Consider the following 26416-nt stretch of genomic DNA (forward strand, 5'->3'; position numbering starts at 1 on the left):
GACTCACCGGATGTCCGATGCAGGGCGCTAGATCACCCGGCGCCGCACCCGCCACACCACGACGCCGATCAGGATCGCCGCGACCGCGACGAACACCGCCGCCTCGATGAGCTGGAAGGTCCAGAACCGGTCGGCCGGGTGGTAGACCCCGAACCGCTGGATGCCGCGTTCGTGCAGGAACTGGCTGAGGTTCGTGCCGGCCTGGTTGGCCGCGTCCTCCAGTTCGTAGTACTCCGTCGAGCTCAGCCTGCGCCCGGCGGCGTCCGCGTAGCCGCGTTCGATCACCCAGTCGGCGACGCCGGCTCCGGCCTGACCCTTCGTGCCGCCGGCGGGGACCGGCTCCATGGTGGTGAGCGGCGTGGCGTACGCGGGACGGGCCAGAAGCGCCACCGACATCCGGGCGGCGAGGAACGCCCCGAACGCGACGCCGAACGCGGGCAGGCTGCGCCGCAGGATCGCCCCCGCGGCGGTGGCGACGCCGAACGCGAACAGCGCGTACGCCAGCGGAACGAGCCCTTCCAGGTCGAAGGCGTCGTACTGGAACCGCCCTTCCCAGGCGTCGAACGGCTGACGGAACCAGGTGAGCACGGCGGTGAACATGCCGGTGAGCGCGACTGTGACGCCGGCCAGCGCGGCGAGCTTGGCCACCAGCCAGCGCATCCGCGGCACGGCCTGGGTCCAGGCGAGCTGCCAGGTGCCGTCCTCCAGTTCGCGGGCGAGCAGCGGCGCGCCGAGGAACGCGCCGATGACGACGGGCACCAGGTAGAAGGCCGCGAGGAGGTTCTCGACGTATCCGTACTCCTCGTCGAGCCGGCGGAAGGCGGCCGTGCACGTCTCGCCGGCGCCTGCTGTTCCCGCGCACCGGGCGGGGCCGCCGGGGAACAGGTCGTGGGCCTGCGTCCCGAGCACCAGCAGGGCGATGCCGAACACGCCGAGGAGCAGACCGAGGACGCAGACCTCGGTGCGGTGCTGGCGCCAGATCAACCACGTCATGCCGCCACCTCCGACGGGACCGCGGCGCCCGGCTCGGACGGCCGGCGCAGGTACGCCAGCACCAGGTCCTCCAGCCCGACCGGCTGGGCCTGCCAGCCCGGGGCGGCCGGGATGCCGCCGTCGCGTACCAGCAGGGTGGTGTGCCGGTCGCCGTGGACGGCCTCCACGACGGCGCCGGCCCGGTCGAGGTCGGTGGCCGTGCGCGGGCCGACGAGCAGCCGGTGCTCGGCGAGGAGGGTGTCGATGTCACCGGTGAGCGTGACCCGGCCGTGGTTGAGCACGACCAGGTGGTCGCAGACACGTTCCAGCTCGTGCACGACGTGGGAGGAGAACAGGACCGTCACCCCGCCGTCGGCCACCGCGCCCATGAGGACCTGCAGGAATTCGCGCCGGGCCAGCGGGTCGAGGCTGGCCACCGGCTCGTCGAGGACGAGCAGGTCCGGCCGTTTCGCCAGGGCCAGGGCCAACGCGACCTGGGCCTGCTGCCCGCCGGAGAGCGAGCCGGCCCGGCGGTCCAGCGGGATGCCCAGCTTCGCCAGCCGGCGCTCGGCCAGCCCCTGGTCGAAGCGGAGGTTGCAGGCCCGGCCGAAGCGGAGCATCTCGGCGACGGTGAAGCGCTTGTACAGCGGGTGGTCCTGGGCCAGGAACCCGATCCGGGACAGGGTCTGCGGGGTGCTGGCGGTGACGTCGTGGCCGAGGACCTCGACGGTGCCGGTGCTCGGCGCCAGCAGCCCGACGATCAGGCGCAGCAGCGTGGTCTTGCCCGCGCCGTTCGGCCCGACCAGGGCGATCACGCCGCCCGCCGGCAGGGTCAGGGTGCAGTCGCGCAGCGCCCAGCCCTTCCGGTACCGCTTGCCCACGCCGTCGGTGCGCAGCGCGATCTCGGTGTCTGTCACGCCACGTCCTCGTTTCTCGTCTGCTGGTGGACGGAGGTGAAGAGCGCGTCGACCGCCTGCTCGTCGAGGCCGGCCTCGTAGGCGCGGCGCAGCCACGTCGCCAGGCCGCGGCGCAGCGACGTGTACGTCGACGGCGACATCGCGGCCGACTGCTGCTCGGTGACGAACGTGCCCTGGCCGGGCCGGCCGGTGACCAGGTTCTCCTGCTCCATCTGCCGGTACGCCTTGGCCACGGTGTTCGGGTTGATGGCCAGGTCCTCGACCACCTCGCGGATGAGCGGGAGGCGGTCGCCGGGTTGGAGGAAGCCCAGCAGCACCGCCTGGCGAACCTGCTGGACGAGTTGCAGGTACGGCGGCACGCCGGAGTGGGTGTCGAGCCGGAAGACGAACACTGGTAGCCCTTCGCTGTTTTACTAGTACCGTAGTAAAGCAGCAGGTGGGCGGTCAAGAAGGGCGGGTTGGCCGCGGCTGGGGGATCGACATGATCGCCGATGGCTGTATCGTTGCCGACGCCGCATCCCGCAGGCCGCTTCCAGCAAGGACGACCATGACCGCCTCCACCGTCACCGCCGTCATTGACCTCGACCTGACCGGCCCCACCATCTCCCGCCACGTCTACGGCCACTTCGCGGAGCACCTGGGGCGCTGCGTCTACGGCGGCTTCTGGGTGGGGGAGGGCTCCGCGACCCCGAACGAGGGCGGGATCCGCCTCGACGTGGTGGAGGCGCTGCGCCGCATCGGCATCCCGAACCTGCGCTGGCCGGGCGGCTGCTTCGCCGACGACTACCACTGGCGCGACGGGATCGGCCCGCGCGAGCTGCGGCCCCGCATGGTCAACTCGCACTGGGGCGACGTGGTCGAGGACAACTCCTTCGGCACGCACGAGTTCATGGCGCTGTGCGAGCTGCTGGGCGCGGATCCGTACGTCTCCGGCAACGTCGGCTCGGGCAGCGTGCGGGAGATGTCCGAGTGGGTCGAGTACCTGACCCGCGGCGACGACTCTCCGATGGCCGCCCTGCGGCGGGAGAACGGGCGCGACGAGCCCTGGCGGGTCCCGTTCTGGGGACTGGGCAACGAGGCGTGGGGCTGCGGCGGCAACCTGCGCGTCGAGCAGTTCGCCTCGCTGGCCCGCCAGTACGCCACCTACGTCCGCGACCACGGCGACAACACCGTCTACCGGATCGCCGCGGGCGCGAACAGCGACGACTACCACTGGACGGAGACGTTGATGCGCTCCTTCGACGACCTCGCGGCACCGGACTCCCGCGCCTGGCCGTTCCAGGCCGTCTCGCTGCACTACTACACGATGACCCGGGGCTGGTCGTCGAAGGGCGCGGCGACCGGCTTCGACGAGGAGGGGTGGTACCTGGCGCTGCGGAACGCGATCCGGATCGAGGAGCTGGTGTCGCGCCACGAGGCGGTCATGGACCGCTGGGATCCGCAGCGCAAGGTCGGCCTCGTCGTGGACGAGTGGGGCACCTGGTGGGACGTGGAGCCGGGCACCAACCCCGGCTTCCTGTATCAGCAGAACACGCTGCGCGACGCGCTGGTGGCCGCGGTGCACCTCGACACGTTCCACCGCCACGCGGCGCGCGTCGTGATGGCGAACATCGCGCAGACAGTGAACGTGCTCCAGGCCATGATTCTCACCGACCCGGAGACGGGCGCGCTGGTGCTCACGCCCTCGTACCACGTGTTCGCGATGAACCGGGCCCACCACGACGCGGCGTCGCTCGCGGTGACCTTCAAGGGCGACGTTCCGGTGCGCGAGGTGGCGGGGGATCACCTGGCGACGCTCTCGGCGTCCGCCTCGACGCGCGGCGACACGGCGCTGGTCTCGCTGTCGAACCTCGACGCGCGGCGTCCGGCGACAGTCGTCCTCGACCTGCGCGGACGGGACGTCACCTCCCACCGTGCCACCGTCCTGACCGCCGACGCGCTCGACGCGCACAACACGCCGTCGACCACGGGCGTCGCGCCCCGCGAGCACGCCGGGGTCACGGACCACCCGCGTGGCCTGGAGGTCGAACTGCCGCCGCACGCGTACGTCACGGTGGCGCTCGACCTCGCCTGACCGCCGGACACACGGCTCCGCGCACGGCCGCGTGACGACAGCGGTCTGGTGACGCCTGCGTTCCTCTCCTCACTCCGGCGCCTGGGGCCAGGAAATCGCCAGTGACCTCGGTCGATCGAGTTCGCCCAGTGGCGCGCTGCTCGGTCCGATAATTTTCGGTGCTGTGCCGGTCGGAACGTCTGCCTCTTGCTCGGTGCTACCGCAGGCAGCGGGGTCGTTGACGGATGGCGGGGCACTTAGTAGCCTCAGCGCACACAATCCTGGCATGTAAATATCTCGATAAGTTTCGGAGACGACGACCTCGCCTGCGGTGCCCACCGCCGGAGGGACCGTCGCGCTGATTCGCCGCGGTCACCCGACCACCGCCGCGCACGATTACCGCATGGAGGGCCGTTGAAACGCGTCCGGAGCACCGTAGCCATCATCGCCACCGCCGCGCTCCTCCTCGGCGGATGTGGCGGATCAGACGGCGAATCCGACTCGAAGACCTTCGAGTTCTGGTCGTTTGCCAACATCAACCAGAAGGCCGACGTCGACGTCTACACCAAGGCGCACCCCGATGTGCGCATCAAGCTCACCGAGGTCGGCAGCACCACCGAGACCGCGCAGGCGCTCACCGCCGCGCTGGCCGGTGGCAAGGTGCCCGACCTGGTGCTCATCCAGGCCGACGACCTGCCGAAGTTCATGCAGTCGCCGGACAACTTCGTCGACCTCACCACGCTGGGCGCCGGCGACATCAAGGGGAACTACCTCGACTGGGTGATGTCGCAGGCGACGACCAAGGACAACAAGATCATCGGGGTGCCGACCGACGTCGGCGGGCTGGCGGTCGCCTACCGTACCGATCTGTTCAAGGCAGCCGGCCTGCCCACCGACCGGGACGAGGTCGCCAAGCTCTGGCCGACGTGGGACGAGTTCATCAACGTCGGTAAGCAGTACGTCCAGAAGACCGGGAAACCGTTCGTGGACAACACGCCGACCAGCGTCTTCTTCCAGGCGGTCAACCAGGGCAGCCAGCGCTACTACAGCGCCGACCGCAAGCTCGACTACGACAACGAGCAGGTCAAGGCGGCGTTCGACGTGACGCTGAAGGCCTTCGAGGCGGGCATCTCCGCCAAGCAGGGGTCGTTCTCCTCCGGCTGGACCGCGGCCATGAAGAAGGGCGACTACGCGGTGGTGTGCTCACCGTCCTGGATGCTCAGCCAGATGAAGACGAACGCCCCCGAGACGAACGGCAAGTGGGACATCGCCACCATTCCCGGGGGTTCGGGGAACTGGGGCGGCAGCTTCCTCGCCATCCCCAAGCGCGCCAAGAACGCGAAAGCGGCGTGGAACTACATCTCCGAGATGCAGTCGCCGAAGGGCCAGCTCGAGCACTTCCTGATGCAGGGGTCGCTGCCCACCACGCCGTCGGTCTACACGGACCCGCAGCTGGTCGGAAAGACCGACCCGTTCTTCAGCAACGCGCCGATCGGCAAGATCTACACCCAGTCGGTGCTGGGGATCAAGCCCTTCTACTTCGGCCCGCAGGACGGCCCGATCGGCACCGAGTTCCTCAACACGCTCACCAGCGTCGAACAGGGCAAGGTGAGCCCGGCGAAGGCCTGGGACACCGCGCTGACAAACGTCAAGAACGCCGTACGCGAATGACCGAGGGCTGACGTGCGGCAGCCGGGCACCGCCCGGCTGCCGCCCATCGCGGAGGTGACGCTTTGACCACCATGCTCAGCCCGGCCACGGCCCCGCCGGACCTCCGGCGGCCCCATCGCAGACGGCGGATCCAGCAGGGCGTACGGGAGTTCCTGGCGCCGTACGCGTACATCGCGCCGTTCTTCGTGCTCTTCCTGATCTTCGGTCTCTTCCCGCTGCTGTTCACCTTCTACATCTCCCTGTTCGACTGGGATCCCATCGGTGAGCACCGTTTCGTGGGGCTGGACAACTTCACCGAACTCCTGCACGACCCGCGCTTCTGGGGCGCGTTGCGAAACACGTTCAGCATCTGGGTGATGTCGACGGTGCCGCAGTTGCTCCTGGCGCTCGGCCTGGCGCATCTGCTCAACCACGCGCGGCTGCGGCTGGCCGCGTTGTTCCGGATGTCGGTGCTCGTCCCCTACGTCACCTCGGTCGCGGCCACGACCATCGTCTTCGCGCAGATGTTCGACCGCGACTACGGCATGATCAACTGGTTCCTCGGGCTGCTGGGCTTCGACCACATCGACTTCACTGCCTCGCTCTGGGGCAGCCACGTCATGATCGCCACGATGATCGCCTGGCGCTGGACCGGGTACAACACGCTGCTGTACCTCGCCGCGCTGCAGTCGGTACCCCGGGAGCTGTACGAGGCCGCCGCCGCCGACGGCGCGAACGGCTGGAAACAGTTCCTGCACATCAGCATCCCGTCGTTGCGGCCGATCATCGCGTTCACCGTCGTGACGTCGACCATCGGCGGGTTGCAGGTCTTCACCGAGCCGCTGCTGGCCAACCCGGTGGGCGGGCTCACGTGCGGGGCGGCACGGCAGTGCCAGACCGTCACCCTCTACCTCTACGAGCAGTCCTTCGGGCAGTTCCACTTCGGCTACGGCGCGGCGGTCGGCGTCGCGCTCTTCGTCATCGTGGTCGCCTTCTCCGGACTCAACTATCTGCTGGCCACCCGCGTCCGCTCGGAGCGCCCATGAAGCCCGCACCCTCGACAGCCGCGCCCGTACGGACCCGGCGGCGCTCGGCCAACCGCGTCTCGATCGCGGTGTACGCGCTGCTCACGCTCGTGGCGCTCGCCAGCGTCTTCCCGCTCTACTGGATGTTCGTGGTGGCGACGACGGACTCCGCCACCGCGACGACCCTCCCGCCGACGATCACACCCGGCGGCAACTTCCTGCACCTGGCGGAGCTTGTCTTCACCATCGTGCCGTTCGTGCAGTCCCTGCTCAACAGCGTCATCGTCGCCGGCACGATCGCCGTGGGCCAGGCGGTGCTCTGCGCGCTGGCCGGGTTCGCCTTCGCCAAGCTGTCCTTCCCCGGCCGCAACACGCTGTTCCTCATCGTCGTGCTGACCATGACGGTGCCGGCGCAGCTGGCGGTGGTGCCGCAGTACCTGATCATGTCCCAGCTGGAGTGGGTCGACACCCTGCAGGCGGTGATCGTTCCCGGTCTGGTCAGCGCGTTCGGTATCTTCTGGATGCGTCAGCACATCGGCAGCACCATCGACGACGAGCTGATGGCCGCGGCACGTGTCGACGGCGCCACCACCTGGCAGATCTTCTGGCGGATCGCGTTCCCGCTGGTCCGCCCGGCGGCGTACGTGCTGGGGCTGTTCACGTTCGTCTACGCGTGGAACGATTTCCTGTGGCCGTTCATCGTCCTGAAGTCGCCGGAGAACTACACCGTCCAGATCGCCATCAAGGCGCTGCAGCAGAACCGGGACATCGACCTGGGGCTGGCCATGTCCGGCTCGTTCCTGGCCACCATTCCGCTGCTGGTGCTGTTCGTGTTCGTCGGACGCCGTCTGGTGCAGGGAATCATGGAAGGCGCATTCAAGGGGTGAGGTCCGTCTCGGTCCCGTCAGCCGGCCGGCCGGTAGTCGAACCAGTCGAAACCGGCGCTTCCCTCGGTGACGTACATGCCGATGACCCGGCCGGTGAACCCGGAGGCGACCTCGGTGGACAGGTAGCGCCCGTCGAGCTCCGCCAGGCACGACCAGCCGTCGCCGGTCTCGACCTCGAAGCTGATCGTGTCACTGCCGGCCGCCGTGACGCCGACGAGGCCCGCCCGCGCCAGGTCGCCGGACGAGGTGACCGTCGGGGGCAGCACGCCGGTGGTCCGGATGGCCAGCGCCACGGTCACCGCCCCCGCGGGCACCGGGCACTCCCCGAACACCTGCCGAAACGGTCCGACCCGGCCGACGACCCGGGCCTGCCCCCGGGCGAGCTCCAGGTCGTAGTGGTGGGCCTCGTCGATCCTGATCGTCAGGCCGGACCGGCCGGAGCCGGGATCGATGCGGGCGCTGACCCGGCAGTCGTGGTGCTGCTGGCGGCGGCCGACGACGGTGGCGCCACTGCGGTCGAGGCTGTCGCCGGTCGCGTGCAGCGTCAGCCAGCCGGGCCGGTCGGTCAACGACCACGCCGAGTCGGGCCGGCTACGGGGAGAGATCCACTGTGGGCCGAGCCGCTCGTCGTCGAAGTCGTCCCGCTCGGCCCACCGGCTCGGCCCATCCGGGCCGTTGGCGATCGAGACCGGGTCGACGACCGGCCACCCGTCGACCCAGCGCACCGGCGCCAGGAACGTCTCCCGTCCCAGGACGTGGTAGGGCGGCCACTGGCCCTTCGGCCGGATCCCCAGCAGAACCATCCACCAGCTGCCGTCGGCCGCGTCGACCATGTCGGCGTGCCCGGTCGCCTGCACCGGCCGGTCGGTGCCGCGATGCGTCAGGATCGGATTGGCCGGCCCGGGCTGGAACGGCCCGCGCGGCGAGCGGGCGCGAGCGACACTCACCGCGTGGCCGGTGTGGGTGCCGCCCTCCGAGAGGAGCAGGTACCACCAGTCGCCGATCCGGTACAGATGCGGCGCCTCCGGGTACTGGCCGCCCGTCCCCGACCACATCGGCACCGGCCCTTCCAGGACCTCTCCGGTACGCGGGTCGATCCGGTACGACTCGACCCCGGACACCGTCATCCAGCAGGTGCCGTCGTCGTCCCACGCCAGCGACGGGTCCACGTGGGGCAGATCCAGGTAGACCGGGTCCGACCACGGGCCGGCCGGGTCGGTCGCCGTGACGATCAGGTGCCGGTCGAGCGTGACGTTCGTCGTGACGACCCAGAACCGGCCGTCGTGGTGGCGGATCGTCGGCGCGTAGATGCCCCGCGAGGCGAGCGTGTCGGCCGGCAAACGGAGCTGATCGGCGCGGTCCAGCACGTTGCCGATCTGCCGCCAGCTGACCAGGTCACGACTGTGGAAGATCGGCACACCGGGCGCGTACTCGAAGCTCGAACACACGAGGTAGTAGTCGTCACCGGCGCGGCAGATGCTCGGATCGGGCCAGAAGCCCGGGAGGATCGGGTTGCGGTAGCCGTCGTCCGCAGGCTCCGGTTCCATTTCCGCTCCTTCTCGTACGGGCACAACGCCTCCACGAGTGTCGATGTCGCGAACCGTATCGGACAACCCGCGAGTGGGCGATGACAGTTCTCGGCCGCCTCCTGTCCCGGCGCCCCCGTCGCGACGCGGCCACGGAGTTCCCGTACACCTTCACCGTGCGGCGCGGGCTGCGCGTGCCGATGGACGACGGCGTCGAACTGGTCGCCGACCTCTACCAGCCGGTCGGCGTGGTGGAACCGCCGTTGCCCACGATCGTCGTCCGCTCCCCGTACGGCCGGCACGGCTCGCTGACCCACGCGCCGGCGCTGGCCCGCGCGGGGTTCACGGTGCTGGTGCAGAGCTGCCGCGGCACCGGTGGCTCCGGTGGCAGTTTCCGGCCCCAGCTCGACGAGGAGCGCGACGGCATCGCCACCCACCGGTGGGTACGCCGCCAGCAGTGGTGCACCGGCACCGTCGCGACGTACGGGGAGAGCTACCTCGGCTACACCCAGTGGGCGGTGGCCGGACGGATGTGCCGTGACGACCCCGGCAACGCCCCGGACGCGCTGTGCCTGAACGTCACGATGGCCGACTTCGGCCCGATCACCTGGACCAACGGCGCGTTCTCGCTGGAGGGCTCGCTCGGCTGGTCGCGCCGGATGGACCTGCGGGGCCTGCGCGGCGCCCTGGTCCGGGCGTGGCTCGCGCGGCGGCCGGACCGGAAGCTGGCCGCGGCCTTCGACGTGCTGCCGCTGTCCGGTGGCGACACCGCGGCGGCGGGCCACCCGATCAGCTGGTACCAGGACTGGCTGGCCCACGAGAAGCTCACCGACGACTACTGGACCCGGCAGTCGCACACCGCGTCGGTGCCCGACGTCACCGCGCCCGTGTACATGGCCACCGGCTGGTACGACATCTTCCTGCCCTGGCAGCTGCGCAACTACGCCCAACTCGCCGCGGCCGGCCGCCCGCCCCGGCTGACCATCGGCCCGTGGGGCCACAGCAGCGCGCAGAGCCCGTTCCTCACCGAGTCCATCGCGTTCCTCAAGGAACACTTCGCCGGCGCGCCCACGACCCGGCCGGCGCCCGTGCGCGCCTTCCTCACCGGCGCGGAGCAGTGGCACGATCTGCCCGCGTGGCCACCGCCGGGCACCGTGGCGCAGCGGTGGCACCTGCACCCCTCCGGGCTGCTCGACCCGGCCGTCCCCGGCGCGGGCAGCACCCGCTACCCCTACGATCCCGACCGGCCCACGCCCGCGCTCGGCGGCCCCGGCATGGGCCCGTCCCCGGGGCCGGTCGACAACAGCGCCCACGAACGCCGCGCGGACGTGGCCGTCTTCCGCAGTCCACCGCTGGCGCACGCGCTCGTACTCGCCGGGGAGCCGACCGCCCATGTCCGGTTCCGTTCGACGGCGGCCAGCGCGGACGTGTTCGTGCGGATCTGCGACGTGCACCCCGACGGCCGCTCGATGAGCGTGAGCGACGGGATCCGCCGCGTCGGCGGCGTCGGTACCGCGACTACCGACCCGCAACCGGACGAGGACGGGTTCGTCGAGCTGGAGGTGCCGCTGTGGCCGGCGTTCCACCGCTTCGCCGCCGGCCACCGCGTCGCCGTGCAGGTCAGTTCCGGAGCGCATCCGCGCTACGCCCGCAATCCCGGCACCGGCGAGCCGGCCGCCACCGCGGCCAAAACGGTACGGGCGGAGCAGGAGATCTCCCACGGCGGCGACCACCCGTCCCGGATCGACCTGCCGGTATGGACCTGAACAGACATCTCCAGAAGGGACCCCCGGATGGCATCCGTATTCCATGTGGCGACAAGCGGTTCCGATCGCGCCGACGGCTGCGCCGAGCGGCCGTTCCGGACGATCAACCGGGCGGCCGGCGTCGCCCAGCCCGGTGACACGGTGGTGGTGCACGCGGGGGAGTACCGCGAGTGGGTGAAGCCACGCCACGGCGGTCTCAGCGACTCCCGCCGCATCACCTACGAGGCCGCGCCCGGCGAGCACGTGGTGATCAAGGGATCGGAGCGCGTCACCGGCTGGGAGCCGCTCGGCGGGACGGTGTGGCGGGCACGAGTCGACAACGCGCTGTTCGGCTCGTTCAATCCGTTCGCCGAGGAGGTGACAGGTGACTGGATCGTCCACCGCACCGGCACGCCACCCAAGCACCTCGGCGAGGTCTACCTGAACGGCCTGAGCTTCTTCGAGGTGGGGAGCCGCGCGGAGGTCGAGGACCCGCCCCGGCGTACCGAGGTCGTCGACGACTGGACCGGGGTGACCCGTCCGGTCGGCGATCCCGACCAGACCCGGCTCGTCTGGTACGCCGAGGTCGGTGAACAGACGACGATCTGGGCCAACTTCCAGGGCGCCGACCCGAACACGGAACTGGTCGAGATCAACGTACGCCGCAGCGTCTTCTACCCGGAACAGCCGCACCTGGACTACATCACCGTCCGTGGCTTCGAGTTGGCGCACGCGGCCAGCCCGTGGGCGCCACCGACCGCCGACCAGCCGGGCCTGATCGGACCCGGCTGGGCGAAGGGCTGGGTCATCGAGGACAACGTGATCCACGACGCCAAGTGCTCGGCGATCTCGATCGGGAAGGAGGGCTCCACCGGGCAGAACTTCTCCGCTCTGCGCGGCGACAAGCCGGGCTACCAGTACCAGCTGGAGTCGGTCTTCGCGGCCCGCCGGATCGGGTGGGACCGGGAGCACATCGGCTCGCACGTGATCCGCCGCAACACGATCTACGACTGCGGCCAGAACGCGATAGTGGGTCACCTCGGGTGTGCGTTCTCCACCATCGAGGACAACCACATCCACCGCATCGGCGTCAAACGCGAGTTCTACGGGTACGAGATCGCCGGCATCAAGCTGCACGCCGCCATCGACGTGGTGATCCGGCACAACCGTATTCACGACTGCTCGCTCGGCACCTGGCTGGACTGGCAGGCGCAGGGCACCCGGGTCTCCCGCAACGTCTACCACGACAACTGCCGGGACCTCTTCGTCGAGGTCAGCCACGGCCCCTACCTGGTCGAACACAACATCTTCGGCTCACCCGCCGCGCTGGAGCTGTTCAGCCAGGGCGGTGCCTTCGTCAACAACCTGATCTGCGGCACGGTGCGGCTGGAGCCGGTGCTGGACCGCGCCACCCCGTACCACCTGCCGCACAGCACGCAGGTCGCCGGGTACGCGGTGATCTACGGTGGGGACGACAGGTACGTGGGCAACCTCTTCCTGGGCGGCGATCCGGGCGCGGCCTACGCGGCGGGTGCGGAGGGTCGGGGGACGCCGCTGGGCGGCACCGCCGGATACGACGGCCATCCCGCGTCGTTCGCGGAGTACCTGGCCCGCCTGGACGAGCAGCCGCCCAGCGACCAGAAGAAGTACCTCGACGTGAAACAGCCGGTGTACGCCCGGGCGAACGCCTACGCCGCGGGCGCCCGGCCGTTCGCGGGCGAGCGTGAGCCATGGGTGCTGGGCGCCGCGACGGTGACGGTCGTCGCGGAGGGCGACGCGGTCTGGCTCGTCACCGATCTGCCCGAGACGTTCGACGAGGCCCGTGTCGGTGTGGTCACCGGCCGGGATCTGGAACGGGTCCGGTGCGCCGACGCGGATTTCGAGGAGGCGGACGGCAGCCCGGCCGTCATGGGCGTCGACCTGGTCGGGGAACCCCGGCAACCGGGACGCAACGGCGTCGTCGGCCCGATCGCGGGCCTCGCGTCCGGGTCGCGCCGCACGCGCGTCCTCTGACGGCGGACCCGCCCGTACGCGAACGGAGACGGTGACGCCGGGCGGCGTCACCGTCTCCGCCTGCCTCAGCCGCGCGCGGCCCAGTCGCCGAGGGCCCAGTCGCGCACCTCGGGCATGTCCTCCAGGTGCTCCACCACGTACGTCTCGTGGCGGTCGAGCTGGCTGCGGCACCACGCCTTGAGGTCGGCGGCGCCGCGCGGGAGGCGCTTGGCGTTGTTGATGGCGTCCATCACGAGGTGGTACCGCGACGCCTTGTTGCGCACCGTCATGTCGAACGGGGTGGTGGTCGTGCCCTGCTCGATGAAGCCACGCACGCGGAACCGGTCCGCGTCCGGGCGGCCGTGGACGAGCTGGTGGATCGCGCCGGGGTAGCCGTGGAAGGAGAAGATCACGTCGACGTCGTCGGTGAACAGCTCGGTGAACAGGGTCTCGCTCATGCCGTGCGGGTGGTCCTTGGGCCGGACCAGGGTCATCAGGTTGACCACGTTGACCACGCGGACCTTGAGCCCGGGCAGCCGCTCGCGCAGGATCTGCGCCGCCGCGACCGTCTCCATGGTGACGACGTCGCCGGCGCAGGCCAGGACGATGTCGGGATCGCTGGTGCCGTCGTCGGTGCCGGCCCACTCCCAGATCCCCGCGCCGCGGGCGCAGTGTTCGATCGCCTCGTCCATGGACAGGTACTGCAGCTGCGGCTGCTTGTCGATGACGATCAGGTTGATGTACGACCGTGACCGGAAGCAGTGGTCGGCCACCGACAGCAGGGTGTTGGCGTCCGGCGGCAGGTAGACCCGGGCGACGTCGCCCCGCTGGGTGAGCACCACCTGGATCAGGCCCGGCCCCTGGTGGGAGAAGCCGTTGTGGTCGTTGCGCCACGCCGTCGAGGTGAGCAGCACGTTGAGGCTCGGCACCTTCGCCCGCCAGGGCAGGTGCTTGGCCTCCTGCAACCACTTGCCGTGCTGCACGGTCTGCGAGGCGCTGACCATCGCGAACGCCTCGTAGGTGGCGAACATGCCGTGCCGGCCGGTCAGGTTGTAGCCTTCCAGCCAGCCGTGGCAGTTGTGCTCGCTCAGCACCTCCATCACCCGGCCGTCGCGGCCGATCGCCACGTCCTCCGGTGTCACCCGCTCCATGAAGGCACGGTCGGAGACGTCGAAGACGCTGCCGAGGCGGTTGCTGTTGGTCTCGTCCGGACAGAACAACCGGAACCGGTCGGCGTTGCGCGTGTAGATGTCGCGGATCATCTCGCCCAGCTTGCGCGTGGACTCGGCCCGCTGCTGCGCCGGCCGGGGCACCTCGATCGCGTACGACCGGAAGTCCGGCAGGTCCAGGTCCCGGGTCAGCAGTCCGCCGTTGGCGTGCGGGCTGGCGCTCATCCGCAGGTCGCCGTCGGGGGCCTGGTCCCGGATCAGCGCCACCGGCGCGCCGGTGGAATCGAACAGCTCCTCCGGACGGTACGACCTGAGCCAGCGCTCGAGCAGCGCGAGGTGCTCCGGGTTGTCCTTGACGCCGGACAGCGGCACCTGGTGCGAGCGCCACGTGCCGGTGACCGGCGTCCCGTCGACGGTGTCCGGGCCGGTCCAGCCCTTCGGCGACCGCAGGACGATCAGCGGCCAGGTCGGGCGGGTGCCGTCCCAGGAACCGTCACGGGCGGCGGTCTGGATGTCGCGGATCCTCGTCCACGCGGCGGCGAGCGCGGCGGCGAAGCGGTGGTGCATGCCGGGCAGGTCGGAGCCCTCGACCTCGATGACGTCGTAGCCGTGGCCCCGCAGCAGGTGGCGTACCTCCTCGGGGTCCTTGCGCCCGAGTACGGTGGGACCGGAGATCTTGGCGTCGTTGAGGTGCAGGATCGGCAGGACGGCGCCGTCGCGTTCGGGGTTGAGGAAGGACACGCCCTTCCAGGAGCCCTCGAGCGGCCCGGTCTCGGCCTCGCCGTCGCCCACCACCGCGATGGCCAGCAGGTCCGGGTTGTCCATCACCGCGCCGAACGCGTGGACCAGGACGTAGCCCAGCTCGCCACCCTCGTGGATGGAGCCCGGGGTGGTCACCGACACGTGCGACGGGATGCCGCCCGGGCTGGAGAACTGCCGGAACAGGCGCAGCATCCCGGCCTCGTCCTGGCGGACGTCCGGGTAGATCTCGCTGTAGGTGCCCTCCAGATAGCCGGCGGCCACCAGCGCCGGCCCGCCGTGGCCCGGGCCGGCCAGGTAGATCGCCTGCTGACCGGTGTGCCGGATCAGCCGGGAGACATGCGCGTAGATCAGCGACAGGCCGGGGCTGGTTCCCCAGTGGCCGAGCAGGCGCGGCTTGATGTGCTCGGTCGACAGCGGCTCGCGCAGCAGCGGGTTGCCCTGCAGGTAGATCTGCCCGATGGTCAGGTAGTTGTTCGCCCGCCACCACGCGTCCAGACGGGCGAGTTCGGTGTCGTCGAGTTCGGCGAGCGTACGGATTTCGGATTCGACCGCGGTCACCGTGCTTCCTTTCACTGATCTCGTCATGTCCGGACCCAGGTTAGGCCCAGCCGGGCTCGTTCACCGGGGGCCGCAGACCGCAAGCCGCGGGACCTTCGGCCCTCTCGATCCGTAGTACGCGGCGCGCATCAGTTCCTGCATGTCGCCGAGCATCGGCATCCGCGGATTGGCCGGCGCGCACTGGTCCTCGTACGCGTTCAGCGCCTGCTGCGGCAGCGCGGCGAGGAAGGCCCGCTCGTCCACCCCGACGGCCGCGAACGACGGCTCGATGCCGACCTCGTCGCGCAGGCGCTCGATCGCCGTGGCCAGGGCTTCGACCGCTTCGGCGTCGGTGGCCGCGGGCAGCCCGAGGGTACGGGCGATGTCGGCGAAGCGCTGCGGCGCCCGGTACGTCTCGTACCTGGGCCAGCCGGTGAGCTTGCTCGGCACGGTCCCGTTGTACCTGATGACGTGCGGGAGCAGGATCGCGTTGGTGCGCCCGTGTGCGACGTGGAACGTGGCACCCAGGGTGTGCGACATGGCGTGCACGATGCCGAGGAAGGCGCTGCCGAACGCCATGCCGGCGATCGTGCCGGCGTTGTGCATCTTCTCGCGGGCCACCGGGTCCGCGGCGCCCTGGTGCACGGCCCGGGCGAGGTTGCCGAAGATGAGCCGGACGGCGTGCAGAGCCAGACCGTCGGTGAAGTCGTTGGCGTAGACCGACACGTACGACTCGATGGCGTGGGTGAGCGCGTCGAAGCCGCTGTCCGCGGTGACCACCGCCGGCAGGTCGGCGGCCAGGACCGGGTCGACGATCGCCACGCTCGGGGTGAGCGCGTAGTCGGCGAGCGGGTACTTCTTGCCGGAATCGGTGTCGGTGATGACCGCGAACGGGGTGACCTCGGCTCCGGTGCCGGAGGTGGTCGGAACGCAGACGAGCTGGGCCAGCGCGCCGAGGGTGGGGAACTTGAAGGCGCGTTTGCGGATGTCGAAGAACTTTTCCCGCAGATCGGCGAAGACCACCTCGGGGTGCTCGTAGCGCAGCCACATCACCTTGGCGGCGTCCATCGCCGAACCGCCCCCGAGCGCGACGATGGTGTCCGGCCGGAACGAGCGCATCAACTCGGCGCCCCGGTCGACCGTTTGTACGCTGGGCTCCGGCTCGACGTCGTCGATGATCTGCAGGGCGACCTGCTCGCGGCGGCGGTGCAGCACGGACAGCACGCGGTCCACGTACCCCAGTCTGGTCATGGTGTGGTCGGTCACCACGGTGACCCGGCGGACGCCGGGCATGTCGGCGAGGTAGCGGATCGCGTTCGGCTCGAAGTAGATCTTCGGCGGCACCTTGAACCACTGCAGGTTGTTCGTCCGCCGGGCCACCCGCTTGATGTTGATGAGGTCGACCGCTGTGACGTTGTGCGACACCGAGTTGTGGCCGTAGCTTCCGCAGCCCAGCGTCAGCGACGGCAGGAAGGCGTTGTACATGTCGCCGATGCCGCCCTGCGAGGCCGGCGCGTTCCAGATGATCCGGACGGCCTTGACCCGGCGGCCGTACGCCTCGGCCAGGTCGGCGTCGCGCGTGTGGATGACGGCGCTGTGCCCCAGGCCGTCGAACTCGACCATCTGCTCGGCGTACTCGAATCCCTGGTCGTGGCCGGTGGCGGGCAGCAGGGCGAGCACCGGGCAGAGCTTCTCCCGGGTCAGCGGCTCGGCCGGGCCGACCCGGTCGACCGGAACCAGGATGACCGAGGTGTCCGGGTCGACCGGGAATCCGGCGTGTTCGGCGATCCAGGTCACCGGCTGCCCGACCACGTCCGGGTTGAGCTTCCCGGAGCCGAAGAGCAGCTTCTCCAGCAGCGACTTCTCCTCCGGCGTCGCGATGTGGGCGTGCAGTCGCCGGAACTCGGCGAGGGCGGCCGGCCGGATCGCGTCGTCGATGATGACGGCCTGCTCGGAGGCGCAGATCATGCCGTTGTCGAACGCCTTGGACAGCACCACGTCGTTCACCGCGCGGGCCACGTCGGCCGACGCCTCCAGGTACGCGGGGACGTTCCCGGCGCCGACGCCCAGCGCCGGTTTGCCGGTGGAGTAGGCGGCCCGGACCATGGCGTTGCCGCCTGTCGCCAGGACCACCGAGACGTCGGGATGGCGCATCAGTTCGTTCGTCGCGGCCACCGACGGCTCGTCGATCCACTGGATGCAGTGCTCCGGCGCACCGGCGGCGACGGCGGCGTCGCGGACCGTGCGGGCCGCTTCCTGGCTGCACCGTTGCGCCGCCGGGTGGAAGGCGAAGATGACCGGGTTGCGGGTCTTGAGGGCCAGCAGCGCCTTGAAGATGGTGGTCGAGGTCGGGTTCGTCACGGGCGTCACCGCGGCCACCACGCCGACCGGCTCGGCGATCTGGGTGATGCCCGTGATGTCGTCCTGAGCGATCACCCCGACCGTGCGGACGTCGGCCATGTGGTTGGTGACGTGTTCGCAGGCGAAGATGTTCTTCACCGCCTTGTCCTCGAACACGCCGCGACCGGTCTCCTCGACCGCGAGCATCGCGAGTTCGGCGTGCCGGCCGAGCGCCGCCACCGACGCCTTCTTCACGATCCCGTCGATCTGTTCCTGGCCGTAGGAGTCGTAGGCGGCCAACGCCGTGAGACCGTTCTCCACCAGGGTTCCGATCATGCTTCCGCCCTCCATCGGTCGTCACCCCGAACATAGATCCGCGGTGATCGATGCGACTATGGCCGGTGGGCCCGCGAGGACGGGACCACCGGCCCGCGCTTGGCCCGCTGGATCTGCTCGTAGACGTGGGTCCGCAGTTCGGTGAACCGGGGCAGGGCCCGGGTGGTGAGCTGATCGCGTTCCGCCGGGAGGTCGATCACCAGGTCCTCCTGCACCCGGGTCGGTGAGTTCGACAGGACGAGCACGCGCTGGCCCAGGTAGACGGACTCGTCGATGTCGTGCGTCACGAAGACGGTGGAGATCCCCCGGGTCAGGTGCAGTTCGCGGACGAGGTCCTCCAGGTCCGCGCGGGTCTGCGCGTCCACCGCGGCGAACGGCTCGTCCATGATCAGCACGTCCGGCTGGTACGCGATGGCGCGGGCGATCGCCACCCGTTGCTGCATTCCGCCGGAGAGCTGCCACGGGTGGCTGCGCGCCGACTGCGGCAGCCCGACCGCGTCGAGGGCGTCGGCGACCAGCCGGGCGCGTTCGGCGCGGGAGAGCTTCTTGTGGCGGAGCGGAAGCTCCACGTTGCCGCGGACGGTCAGCCACGGGTAGAGGCTGCGGCCGTACTCCTGGAAGACCACGGCCATCGCCGGGCTCGGCCCGGTCACCGGCGAGCCCTCCATCTCGACCAGGCCGCTGGTGGGCCGCAGCAGTCCGGCGAGGCATTTCAGGAGCGTGGTCTTGCCGCAGCCGGAGGGACCGACGACGCACAGCAGCTCACCGGGATCCATGGTGAAGCTGAGATCCCCGATCGCCTCGACCTCGCCCCGGCCGGAGGCGTAGACCTTCCGCAGGTGCTCGACCCGCAACAGGGGGGTCCCGTCAGGCACGGGTGATCTCCTTCATTCCGTGGTACCAGCGCAGGACGCGGCGTTCGACGACACCGAAGGCCACGGCGAGGAAGACGCCGATGAGGCCGAGCAGGAGGATGCCGCTCCACATCTCGGCGATGAGGTAGTTCCGCTGGAAGTAGGCGATCCGGTAGCCGAGGCCCGCCGACGACGCGAACATCTCCGAGATGACCATGAGGATCAGGGCCACCGAGAGCGCCTGCCGTACGCCGGTCATGATGCGCGGACTCGCCGCCGGGAGGATCAGCAGCCACAGCCGGTCCCACCGCGAGATCCGGAACGAGCGCGCGGTCTCCAGCATCACGCTGTCGGTCGACCGGACGCCTTCGATCGTGTTCAGCAGGATCGGCCAGATCGCGCCGGAGGTGATGACGACGACCTTCATGGTGTCGGTGATGCCGAGCAGGAGCATCGCGACCGGGATCAGCACCGGCGGCGGAATCGCGCGGAAGAACTCCAGCAGCGGCTCGAGCATCTCGCGTAGCGGGCGGAGCCGGCCGATGACGACGCCGGCGGCGACGCCGAGCAGGATCGACGCGAACAGGCCGATCAGGAGCCGGTACACGCTCGGCAGGACGTCCTCGACGAACGCCGGGCCGATCCAGGTCTGCCGGAACGCGTCGAGGAGCGTGCCGGGGCCGACGAGGAACCGGCTCGTCGACCGGGTGGACCAGACCGCCCAGAGGCCCACGGCCAGGACCGGAAGGCCGACCGCGAACAGGAGGTTCTCGGCGACCCTGACGCCCAGGTCACGAGGGCGGGCCTTTGTCGCGCCGACGGCGGTCATCGGGCCGCCTCGTCCGCGAGCACCGACTGGTGCCAGGCCAGCGAGCGGCGTTCGACGAAGCGGAACACGACGTTCACCAGCAGGCCGAGCATCCCGGTGACCACGACGAGGCCGTACAGGCCGACGGCGTCACCGGCGGAGCGGGACAGCTCGATCATCCGACCGAGGCCGGGGTTGCCGATCACCATCTCGGCGGTGACGTGCAGGATGAGCGCGACCGCCGCGCCGAGGCGCAGGCCGGTCATCAGGTACGGCAGAGCGGTCGGCAGGATGAGGTAGCGCAGCCGCTCGGCGCGGGTGAGGCCGAAACTCCGCGCGGTGTCCCGGGCGACGCTGTCGACGTCGGCGACGCCGTAGATCACCTGCACGAACACCTGCCAGAACGCCGCGTAGACGATGATGACGAGCGCGGCGCGCATCTGCAGGCCGAACATCAGCACGGCCAGCGGGATCAGCGCGACCGACGGCACCGGTCGCAGGAACTCGACTGTCGTGTGGGTCGCGCGACGCAGGAACGGCACCATCCCGACCACGGTGCCCAGCGCGACCGCCGCGAGCGTCGCCACCGTCAGACCGATCGCCCACGACGTCATGGTGAGCCGGACCCGACGCCAGAACGCCAGGTCGCGGACCTCCTGGGCCAGCCGTCCGAACACGTCGGTGGGGTACGGCAGGTAGTCCGGGTCGACCAGCCCCAGCGCCGGGATCAGTTGCCAGACGACGAGGAACCCCAGCAGGCCGACGGCGCCCAGCAGGATCTTGCGCATCGGCCGGCTACTGCTGCTGCTGGATGAGGCGGTCGAAGTCGGGGCGCCGGTCGAGCACGCGGTACTTCTGGGCGAGCGTCGCCAGTTGCTCCAGGCCGGCCCGGTCGAGCTCCCACCCGAACGACGGGAGCCGCACGGAGTCCGCCACCGCCTCCGGCAGTTCGAGGTTGTCCTTGATGGCCTGGCGCAGATCCTTCTCGTTGGCCGGATCCTTGGCCCAGGCGAGCGTCTTCTTCATCGCCGCCGAGAAGTCCGCGACCAGGGCGGCGTCGGAGTCCTTCAGCTTGCTCGACGTGATCGTCGTCAGGGTGGTGAGTCCGGGGACGGTGGCCTGGTACGGAGCGACCACGAGGACGTCGCCGCGCTTGCGCATCTGGGTGATGAACGGCTCGGTCACCCAGGCGGCGTCGATGTTGCCGGCGGCGAGCTGGGCGGGCGCGTCCGGGAAGGCCACCTCGACGAACTTGACCTTGGTGGGGTCGCCGCCGTCCTTCTCGACCGCCGCCATGATCGTGACGTCGCCGGCGGCACCCAGGCTGTTCACCGACACCTTGCGCCCGGCGAGCTGGGACGGCCGGGTGATGCCGGATTTCGCCGACGCCAGCACGGCGTTGATGTCGTCACCGTCGGCGTAGGACGACGCGTAGTTGCCGATGATCACCACGCCGAGGTTCTGCAGGTCGGCCCGGAACGGGCCGAACGGCTGACCGATGGCGAAGTCGATGTCGCCGTTGATCAGGGCCGGGATGGCCTGGGCCCCGCCCTGTGCGGGCACCACCTCCACGTCGAGCCCCTGCTCCCGGAAGATGCCCGCCTTGATGCCGCCCCACAGCGCGGCGGTCTCGCTGATGGGCAGTGCCGCCACGCGGACCTTGCGCAGCTCGCCGCTGGACCCGGGGGACGGGTCGGTGGCGTCGGAGTCGGTGCAGCCGGTCAGGGCGATCGCGACGCTGGCGAGAACAGCCAGGGCGGTGACCTTCTTCATGGACGAGCCCTTCCGTGCGAAGCGCTGGTGCATCCGGAGGAGTGGGGGCCGGCGAACAGAGGTGAACCATCCGACCGCGTCGATCAGCGTCGTGCAGAGTTGATTGATTGTCAAGAATTCTGATAAGGCGACTCGCATTGCGCCCGAAGCGGTCCGACCTCGATGACAATGCGTCTTGACGAACGACGATTTTGTGACCAAACTGTGCGGTGGCGGAGGGGGCGACGACTTGGCGATCGTGATCGTGGGCGCTGGTATCGGTGGCCTCACCACCGCGCTCAGCCTGCACCGGGCCGGCTTCCGTGACATCGCCGTCTATGAGCGCGCCGACGCGCTGCGCCCACTCGGCGTCGGGATCAATCTGCTTCCGCACGCCGTCCGAGAGCTGACCGAATTGGGTCTCGGAGAACGCGTGGAAAGGCTGGGCGCCGCACCCGGCACACTGGCTTACTACAACCGGCACGGTCAGCAGATCTGGAGCGAGCCGCGCGGACTGGACGCCGGATATCGCTGGCCGCAGCTTTCCGTGCACCGCGGCCGGTTCCAGATGGAACTGCTCGCCGTGGTGCGGGAACGGCTGGGCGCCGACGTGGTGCGCACCGGGCACCGGCTCGTCGGCGTCCACGACGGCGTCGCACGCTTCGCCGCGGCAGCGGGAGAGGTGAGCGTCGCGGCCGACCTGATCGTCGGCGCGGACGGCATCCACTCCGCGCTGCGCCGGCAACATCAGCCCGACGAAGGGCCGCCGATCTGGAACGGGCTGACACTGTGGCGGGGGACGGCCCGGGCACCCGGATTCCTGGACGGGCGAACCATGATCATGGCGGGGGACGCGGAGCAGAAGTTCGTCGCGTACCCGATCGGTCCCGGCGTGATCAACGTCGTGGCCGAGCGGCGCGGCCCCGGCTTCGCCGGGCCCAACGCGGACTGGAACCGGACCGTCGACCCCGCGCCCGTCGTCGCGCTCTTCGCGGACTGGCGTTTCCCGTGGCTCGACGTGCCGGAACTGCTGGCCGCCGCCGACGAGATCCTCGAATACCCCATGGTGGACCGCGACCCCATCGACACGTGGACCCACGGGAACACGACACTGCTCGGAGACGCGGCACACCCGATGTACCCGAACGGCTCCAACGGGGCGTCGCAGGCGATCCTGGACGCGCGTACCCTCGCCTTCCACCTCGCCACCGCGACGACGGTCCCGGCGGCGCTGGACGCCTACGAGGCGGACCGGCGGCCGGCGACCACCGCGCTCGTGCTGAGCAACCGGCGGCAGGGCCCGGAGCAGGTGATGGTGCTCGCCCGCGAGCGCGCGCCGGACGGGTTCGCGCACATCCACGACGTCATCCCGCCGGAGGAGCTCACCGAGATCGCCACCGGCTACAAGAAGGCGGCCGGCTTCCTGCCCGCCGATCTCAACGAACGCGCCTCCCTGACGCCGACGGTCTTCTCCGGTGTCCTGCCGTGACCGGCCCCGAATCGGCCGAACTGGACGCGGCACGCCTGGCCTCGGTCATCTCACCGCTGCGCCGCACGCTGCTCGCCGCCGCCCGGGCCGCCGAGCACCTGCCGGAGATCCCGGACGCGCAGATCGAGATTGTGCGGGCACTGCCCCGCGGCACCGTGTCCGGCCCCGGTGAGCTGGCCGAACGACTCCGCCTGAGCCGCTCGACGGTCAGCAACCTGCTCACCACGATGGAGGGCAACGGCCTGGTCGAGCGCCGCCCCCGTCCCGGCAACCACCGCCACGTCGACGTCCTGGCCACCCCGAAGGCCCTCGACCTGTTCGACCGCTTCGACCTCGCGAGCGGAGACCTGGTCGCCCGCGCCGCGGCCACCCTGTCGGCGGCGGACCGCGCGGCCCTCGCCGCCGCGGTGCCCGCGCTGGAGCGCCTGCGGGACGCGCTCGCGGACACCAAGGACACCCCATGAGTACGCGTCGACCCGCGGTCAGCGCCCCGGCGGTGCCCGGACTGGAGGCCGCGTTCGACGTGGAGGTGCGGCTCGGCGCGCTGGAGGACCACGGGGTGACCCGCGCGGGCCACCGGCGCGTGGTGCCTGTCGTCGGCGGCCGGGTCACCGGCCTGTTCGACGCCGACATCCTGCCCGGCGGCGCCGACTGGCAGCTGGTCCGCCCCGACGGCGCGATCGAGATCGACACGCGCTACTCGGCGCGTACCGCCGACGGCGGCCACGTCTACCTCCGGACGTTCGGCGTCCGCAGCGGCCGCCCTGAGATCCTCGCGGCGTTGTTGCGCGGCGACGCGGTCGACCCCGCCGAGTACTACTTCCGGCTGGGCGTACGACTGGAGACGTCGGTGCCCGCGCTGGCCGCGCTGGAGCAGTCGATCTTCGTGGCGTCGGCGATCCGCGAGGCCGACCGGGTGCGCTACACCGCCTACCGCGTCACCTAGGTGGTCCCGGGCGGCGGGTTGTGCGCGATCGCCCTCCCCGTGCCCGGCCCCTGTGCTATCCCATCTACTATGCGCCTGTAGTAGATGCTCGAGCCTGCGGAGGGGGTGGGATGGGACGCACTCACCCCCTGCTGCGGCTGGCGTTGTTCGTCGCCGTGGCGTTCGGGGTGTTCGGCATGCACACCTTCGGCCACCCGGCCGGACCCGACGCCGCCCACGCGAGCGCCGCACACGGAAGCACCGGCCACGACGCCGGCGCCGCCCACGAGATCGCCGCCGCGCCTGACGCCGCACACGGACCGGACGGCTCGCCCGGGCACCGCGACGGGACGCACGCGTTCACCGTGTGCCTGGCGGTGCTGGGCGGCGCCCTGGTCCTCGGCGTCCTGGCCCTGTTGCGCCGACGCCGCCGGGGCACCGGCACACCGACCGGCCCCTGGTCCCGGGTGAACCGCCCGGACCGGGGTCCACCCCGGCCGGCCATCGGGCTGCGACTGCGAGCCGTAACGGTCCTGCGGACGTGAGGAGAGCACGGTCCGGCGTCTCGCCCGGACCCGACGACTCCGTTCCGGAACACCTCACGACAAGGACCACGTACTGATGAAACCGACCATCCTGCGCCGCGCCGCCCTCACGGGCGTCGCCCTGTCCGCCCTGATCGCCACCGCCGCCTGCGGCGGCGCGGACGACACCGGCGGCATGACGCACGGCACCGGCAGCAGTTCCGCGGCGGGCGCCTCGCCCTCGGCCGGCGCCACCGTCAACGACGCCGACGTGATGTTCGCCCAGATGATGATCCCGCACCACCAGCAGGCCGTCACGATGGCCGACCTGGCCCCGACGCGCGCGAGCGACCCCGACCTGAAGGCCCTGGCCGCGAAGATCAAGGCGGCGCAGGATCCGGAGATCGCCACCATGAAGGGGTGGCTCACGGCCTGGGGCAAGCCCACGGACCTGCCCAGCGACCACAACATGCCCGGCATGAGCGCCACGCCCGGGCACGGCATGCCGGGGATGGACTCGGGGATGCCCGGCATGCTGTCCGAACAGCAGATGAAGGACCTCGCCGCGGCGAACGGCGCTGCCTTCGACAAGATGTTCGCCGAGATGATGATCGCCCACCACAAGGGTGCCATCGACATGGCCAGGACCGAACAGGCCGACGGGAGCAACCCCGAGGCCAAGGCGCTGGCCGCCAGGATCGCCTCGGATCAGGCCGCCGAGGTGCAGACCCTGCAGAAGATCCTCGACCGCCTGTAGGCGACCGGGTGCGGCCGGCCCCGGCGTCGGGACCGGCCGCACCGCCACGACACCTGACGTACCCTGACCGGCACGAAGGGAGAGCGCGTGGCGGAACTGGGCCGACTCGAATCGGCAGTGATGGACGTCCTGTGGCGTGCGCCCGAGCCCGTGCTCGTGCGCGACGTCCTCGACGCGGTGACCACCGACCGGGTCCTGGCGTACACGACGGTTCTGACCGTGCTGGACAACCTGCACCGCAAGGGCTGGGCCGTACGGGAGAAGGACGGCAAGGCCTACCGCTACCGTGCCGCCGGTACCCGCGAGGAGATCATCGCGCGGACACTGCGCCGGGTCGTCGAGACGAGCACCCACCCCGACCTGGTGCTCCTGCACTTCGCCCGATCCGCCTCTGACCGCGAGCTGCACATCCTGCGGCAGGTCCTGGACGAGCGGGAGTCCGGGAAGTGAGCCTCGCGCTCGCCCTCGTCACCGGCGCGGCGATGGTCGCCTGGTGTGGCCCCGCCGCCTTGCGGCTGTGCTTCCGGCACGTCGCCGACCCCGTCGCGATGCTGCTCGGCTGGCTCGGCCTGATCGTCGCGGTGTTCGCCACCTTCGTCCTCGCCACCGTGATGCTCCTCGCGCCGGGCAGCACCCGGCAGTGGGCGCTGCACGATCTCGCCCGCATCTGCTGGCACTGGGCGCAACCCAGCCGGCCGCCCGCCGTCGACGAGATCGTCGGGGCGACCGGCGCGCTGCTCCTGCTGGCCTTGCTCGCCCGGTTCACGGCGACCTGCACCCGCCGGGCGCTGCGCGCCCGCCGTGCCCGCCGCGCCCACGCCGACCTGCTCACGCTCGCCGGCGACCCGTCGGAGCGCGGCGAGGCGGCGGTGCTGTGGATCCCCCATCCGACCCCGATGGCCTACAGCCTCGGCGGATCCGGCGGGCTGACGGTGCTGGCCAGCGCCGCCGGTGACCTGCCGGCCGAGCAGCTCGCCGCGGTGCTCAGCCATGAGCGGGCACACCTGCGGGAGCGTCACCACCTCCTGGTGGCCGCCGTGGAAGGGCTCGCCGCCGCCGTACCGTGGCTGCCCCTGACCCGCCAGGCGCCCGCGGCCGTGCGCCTGCTCGTCGAACTGCGCGCCGACGCCGCCGCCGTCCGCGAGTGCGGCCCGACCGCCGTCCGCGACGCGCTGCTGACCTTCGCCGGCGCGCCGCACCCGCCGTCCGCGCTGTCGATGGCCGGTGCCGATGTGGCCATCCGGCTGCAGCGCCTCCAGGGGCGCCGCCCGCACCGCCGTAACCTGCTCGCCCGTGCCGTGCTCGCCTCGACCACCCTGGCGGCCCCGCTGGGCGCCGGTGTGGTCACCGGCATCCTGTTCTGCCTGTAGACCCCGGGACCACCCGGGCGTCGCGG

The 26416-nt window shown here is 70.8% G+C and carries 23 protein-coding genes; 13 read left to right on the top strand and 10 right to left on the bottom strand.

Annotated features, from left to right (window positions below; genetic code table 11):
• Window positions 1-27: 27 nt before the first annotated feature.
• From BAW75_RS00375 to BAW75_RS00385, 3 genes are read right to left on the bottom strand one after another with little or no spacing between them, the layout of a single operon-like run.
• Window positions 28-993: an ABC transporter permease subunit gene (locus tag BAW75_RS00375; protein ID WP_104112233.1), complete on the bottom strand. Its 966-nt coding sequence runs from the start codon at window positions 991-993 to the stop codon at window positions 28-30.
• Window positions 990-1889, bottom strand: coding sequence for an ABC transporter ATP-binding protein (locus tag BAW75_RS00380; protein ID WP_104112234.1), 900 nt, complete (start codon window positions 1887-1889; stop codon window positions 990-992). The genes BAW75_RS00375 and BAW75_RS00380 overlap by 4 nt, the downstream gene beginning before the upstream one ends.
• Window positions 1886-2281, bottom strand: coding sequence for a GntR family transcriptional regulator (locus BAW75_RS00385; protein ID WP_043322934.1), 396 nt, complete (start codon window positions 2279-2281; stop codon window positions 1886-1888). Before BAW75_RS00385 ends, BAW75_RS00380 begins: the two co-directional genes overlap by 4 nt.
• Before the next feature lie 155 nt (window positions 2282-2436).
• On the opposite strand from BAW75_RS00385, the gene BAW75_RS00390 reads away from it, so the two are divergent.
• The 4 genes from BAW75_RS00390 (at window position 2437) to BAW75_RS00405 (ending at window position 7504) form a co-directional block, all read left to right on the top strand.
• Entirely contained in the window at window positions 2437-3963 is a 1527-nt protein-coding gene (locus BAW75_RS00390; RefSeq protein WP_104112235.1) for an alpha-N-arabinofuranosidase, read from the top strand.
• A gap of 393 nt (window positions 3964-4356) precedes the next feature.
• On the top strand, window positions 4357-5613 hold the full coding sequence (locus BAW75_RS00395) for an ABC transporter substrate-binding protein (RefSeq protein WP_043322939.1): 1257 nt from the start codon (window positions 4357-4359) through the stop codon (window positions 5611-5613).
• Window positions 5614-5684: 71 nt separating this feature from the next.
• Window positions 5685-6638, top strand: a complete 954-nt coding sequence (locus BAW75_RS00400) for a carbohydrate ABC transporter permease (protein WP_051611455.1) — start codon at window positions 5685-5687, stop codon at window positions 6636-6638.
• Window positions 6635-7504: a carbohydrate ABC transporter permease gene (locus BAW75_RS00405; RefSeq protein ID WP_043322941.1), complete on the top strand. Its 870-nt coding sequence runs from the start codon at window positions 6635-6637 to the stop codon at window positions 7502-7504. The genes BAW75_RS00400 and BAW75_RS00405 overlap by 4 nt, the downstream gene beginning before the upstream one ends.
• Before the next feature lie 17 nt (window positions 7505-7521).
• Here the strand turns inward: BAW75_RS00405 and BAW75_RS00410 are convergent, their stop codons facing one another.
• The gene (locus BAW75_RS00410; protein ID WP_104112236.1) at window positions 7522-9051 is read right to left on the bottom strand and encodes a glycoside hydrolase family 43 protein; all 1530 of its coding nucleotides are present in this window, start codon (window positions 9049-9051) and stop codon (window positions 7522-7524) included.
• A gap of 80 nt (window positions 9052-9131) precedes the next feature.
• On the opposite strand from BAW75_RS00410, the gene BAW75_RS00415 reads away from it, so the two are divergent.
• Both BAW75_RS00415 and BAW75_RS00420 read left to right on the top strand, forming a co-directional pair.
• Window positions 9132-10796, top strand: coding sequence for a CocE/NonD family hydrolase (locus tag BAW75_RS00415; protein WP_104112237.1), 1665 nt, complete (start codon window positions 9132-9134; stop codon window positions 10794-10796).
• 27 nt (window positions 10797-10823) lie between these two features.
• Window positions 10824-12788: a right-handed parallel beta-helix repeat-containing protein gene (locus BAW75_RS00420; protein ID WP_104112238.1), complete on the top strand. Its 1965-nt coding sequence runs from the start codon at window positions 10824-10826 to the stop codon at window positions 12786-12788.
• Window positions 12789-12853: 65 nt separating this feature from the next.
• Here the strand turns inward: BAW75_RS00420 and BAW75_RS00425 are convergent, their stop codons facing one another.
• From BAW75_RS00425 to BAW75_RS00450, 6 genes are read right to left on the bottom strand one after another with little or no spacing between them, the layout of a single operon-like run.
• Window positions 12854-15283 (bottom strand): phosphoketolase family protein, encoded by a 2430-nt coding sequence (locus tag BAW75_RS00425; protein ID WP_104112239.1) that lies wholly within the window; start codon window positions 15281-15283, stop codon window positions 12854-12856.
• 33 nt (window positions 15284-15316) lie between these two features.
• The gene (adhE, locus tag BAW75_RS00430; RefSeq protein ID WP_244205978.1) at window positions 15317-17911 is read right to left on the bottom strand and encodes a bifunctional acetaldehyde-CoA/alcohol dehydrogenase; all 2595 of its coding nucleotides are present in this window, start codon (window positions 17909-17911) and stop codon (window positions 15317-15319) included.
• Between the two features lie 56 nt (window positions 17912-17967).
• The gene (locus BAW75_RS00435) at window positions 17968-18786 is read right to left on the bottom strand and encodes an ABC transporter ATP-binding protein (RefSeq protein WP_043322950.1); all 819 of its coding nucleotides are present in this window, start codon (window positions 18784-18786) and stop codon (window positions 17968-17970) included.
• Entirely contained in the window at window positions 18779-19594 is an 816-nt protein-coding gene (locus BAW75_RS00440) for an ABC transporter permease (protein WP_104112241.1), read from the bottom strand. Before BAW75_RS00440 ends, BAW75_RS00435 begins: the two co-directional genes overlap by 8 nt.
• Entirely contained in the window at window positions 19591-20361 is a 771-nt protein-coding gene (locus tag BAW75_RS00445; protein WP_104112242.1) for an ABC transporter permease, read from the bottom strand. Before BAW75_RS00445 ends, BAW75_RS00440 begins: the two co-directional genes overlap by 4 nt.
• Before the next feature lie 7 nt (window positions 20362-20368).
• Window positions 20369-21346, bottom strand: a complete 978-nt coding sequence (locus BAW75_RS00450; RefSeq protein ID WP_069088323.1) for an ABC transporter substrate-binding protein — start codon at window positions 21344-21346, stop codon at window positions 20369-20371.
• Window positions 21347-21584: 238 nt separating this feature from the next.
• Between BAW75_RS00450 and BAW75_RS00455 the strand changes: the two genes are divergently transcribed.
• The 7 genes from BAW75_RS00455 (at window position 21585) to BAW75_RS00485 (ending at window position 26390) form a co-directional block, all read left to right on the top strand.
• A complete protein-coding gene (locus BAW75_RS00455) occupies window positions 21585-22814 on the top strand; it encodes a flavin-dependent oxidoreductase (protein WP_244205984.1) in 1230 nt (409 codons plus the stop codon).
• Window positions 22811-23278, top strand: a complete 468-nt coding sequence (locus BAW75_RS00460; RefSeq protein ID WP_198033248.1) for a MarR family winged helix-turn-helix transcriptional regulator — start codon at window positions 22811-22813, stop codon at window positions 23276-23278. Before BAW75_RS00455 ends, BAW75_RS00460 begins: the two co-directional genes overlap by 4 nt.
• Window positions 23275-23760, top strand: a complete 486-nt coding sequence (locus tag BAW75_RS00465) for a DUF3237 domain-containing protein (RefSeq protein ID WP_051610848.1) — start codon at window positions 23275-23277, stop codon at window positions 23758-23760. Before BAW75_RS00460 ends, BAW75_RS00465 begins: the two co-directional genes overlap by 4 nt.
• Window positions 23761-23870: 110 nt before the next feature.
• Window positions 23871-24284: a DUF6153 family protein gene (locus BAW75_RS00470; protein WP_104112244.1), complete on the top strand. Its 414-nt coding sequence runs from the start codon at window positions 23871-23873 to the stop codon at window positions 24282-24284.
• Between the two features lie 76 nt (window positions 24285-24360).
• Window positions 24361-25020 (top strand): DUF305 domain-containing protein, encoded by a 660-nt coding sequence (locus BAW75_RS00475; protein WP_104112245.1) that lies wholly within the window; start codon window positions 24361-24363, stop codon window positions 25018-25020.
• An 87-nt stretch (window positions 25021-25107) separates the two neighbouring features.
• Entirely contained in the window at window positions 25108-25470 is a 363-nt protein-coding gene (locus BAW75_RS00480) for a BlaI/MecI/CopY family transcriptional regulator (protein ID WP_082930889.1), read from the top strand.
• Window positions 25467-26390, top strand: coding sequence for a M56 family metallopeptidase (locus BAW75_RS00485; protein ID WP_104112246.1), 924 nt, complete (start codon window positions 25467-25469; stop codon window positions 26388-26390). The genes BAW75_RS00480 and BAW75_RS00485 overlap by 4 nt, the downstream gene beginning before the upstream one ends.
• Window positions 26391-26416: the final 26 nt, after the last annotated feature.

Source organism: Micromonospora chalcea, from assembly GCF_002926165.1.
In the GTDB taxonomy this organism is placed as follows: domain Bacteria; phylum Actinomycetota; class Actinomycetes; order Mycobacteriales; family Micromonosporaceae; genus Micromonospora; species Micromonospora chalcea.

What these genes read in the sequence shown, in the direction of transcription:
- BAW75_RS00375 (WP_104112233.1), bottom strand. Translation starts at nt 993, where the DNA reads ATGACGTGGTTGATCTGGCGCCAGCACCGCACCGAGGTCTGCGTCCTC.
- BAW75_RS00390 (WP_104112235.1), top strand. Translation starts at nt 2,437, where the DNA reads ATGACCGCCTCCACCGTCACCGCCGTCATTGACCTCGACCTGACCGGC.
- BAW75_RS00400 (WP_051611455.1), top strand. Translation starts at nt 5,685, where the DNA reads ATGCTCAGCCCGGCCACGGCCCCGCCGGACCTCCGGCGGCCCCATCGC.
- BAW75_RS00405 (WP_043322941.1), top strand. Translation starts at nt 6,635, where the DNA reads ATGAAGCCCGCACCCTCGACAGCCGCGCCCGTACGGACCCGGCGGCGC.
- BAW75_RS00410 (WP_104112236.1), bottom strand. Translation starts at nt 9,051, where the DNA reads ATGGAACCGGAGCCTGCGGACGACGGCTACCGCAACCCGATCCTCCCG.
- BAW75_RS00415 (WP_104112237.1), top strand. Translation starts at nt 9,132, where the DNA reads ATGACAGTTCTCGGCCGCCTCCTGTCCCGGCGCCCCCGTCGCGACGCG.
- BAW75_RS00420 (WP_104112238.1), top strand. Translation starts at nt 10,824, where the DNA reads ATGGCATCCGTATTCCATGTGGCGACAAGCGGTTCCGATCGCGCCGAC.
- BAW75_RS00425 (WP_104112239.1), bottom strand. Translation starts at nt 15,283, where the DNA reads ATGACGAGATCAGTGAAAGGAAGCACGGTGACCGCGGTCGAATCCGAA.
- adhE (WP_244205978.1), bottom strand. Translation starts at nt 17,911, where the DNA reads ATGATCGGAACCCTGGTGGAGAACGGTCTCACGGCGTTGGCCGCCTAC.
- BAW75_RS00440 (WP_104112241.1), bottom strand. Translation starts at nt 19,594, where the DNA reads ATGACCGCCGTCGGCGCGACAAAGGCCCGCCCTCGTGACCTGGGCGTC.
- BAW75_RS00445 (WP_104112242.1), bottom strand. Translation starts at nt 20,361, where the DNA reads ATGCGCAAGATCCTGCTGGGCGCCGTCGGCCTGCTGGGGTTCCTCGTC.
- BAW75_RS00450 (WP_069088323.1), bottom strand. Translation starts at nt 21,346, where the DNA reads ATGAAGAAGGTCACCGCCCTGGCTGTTCTCGCCAGCGTCGCGATCGCC.
- BAW75_RS00465 (WP_051610848.1), top strand. Translation starts at nt 23,275, where the DNA reads ATGAGTACGCGTCGACCCGCGGTCAGCGCCCCGGCGGTGCCCGGACTG.
- BAW75_RS00470 (WP_104112244.1), top strand. Translation starts at nt 23,871, where the DNA reads ATGGGACGCACTCACCCCCTGCTGCGGCTGGCGTTGTTCGTCGCCGTG.
- BAW75_RS00475 (WP_104112245.1), top strand. Translation starts at nt 24,361, where the DNA reads ATGAAACCGACCATCCTGCGCCGCGCCGCCCTCACGGGCGTCGCCCTG.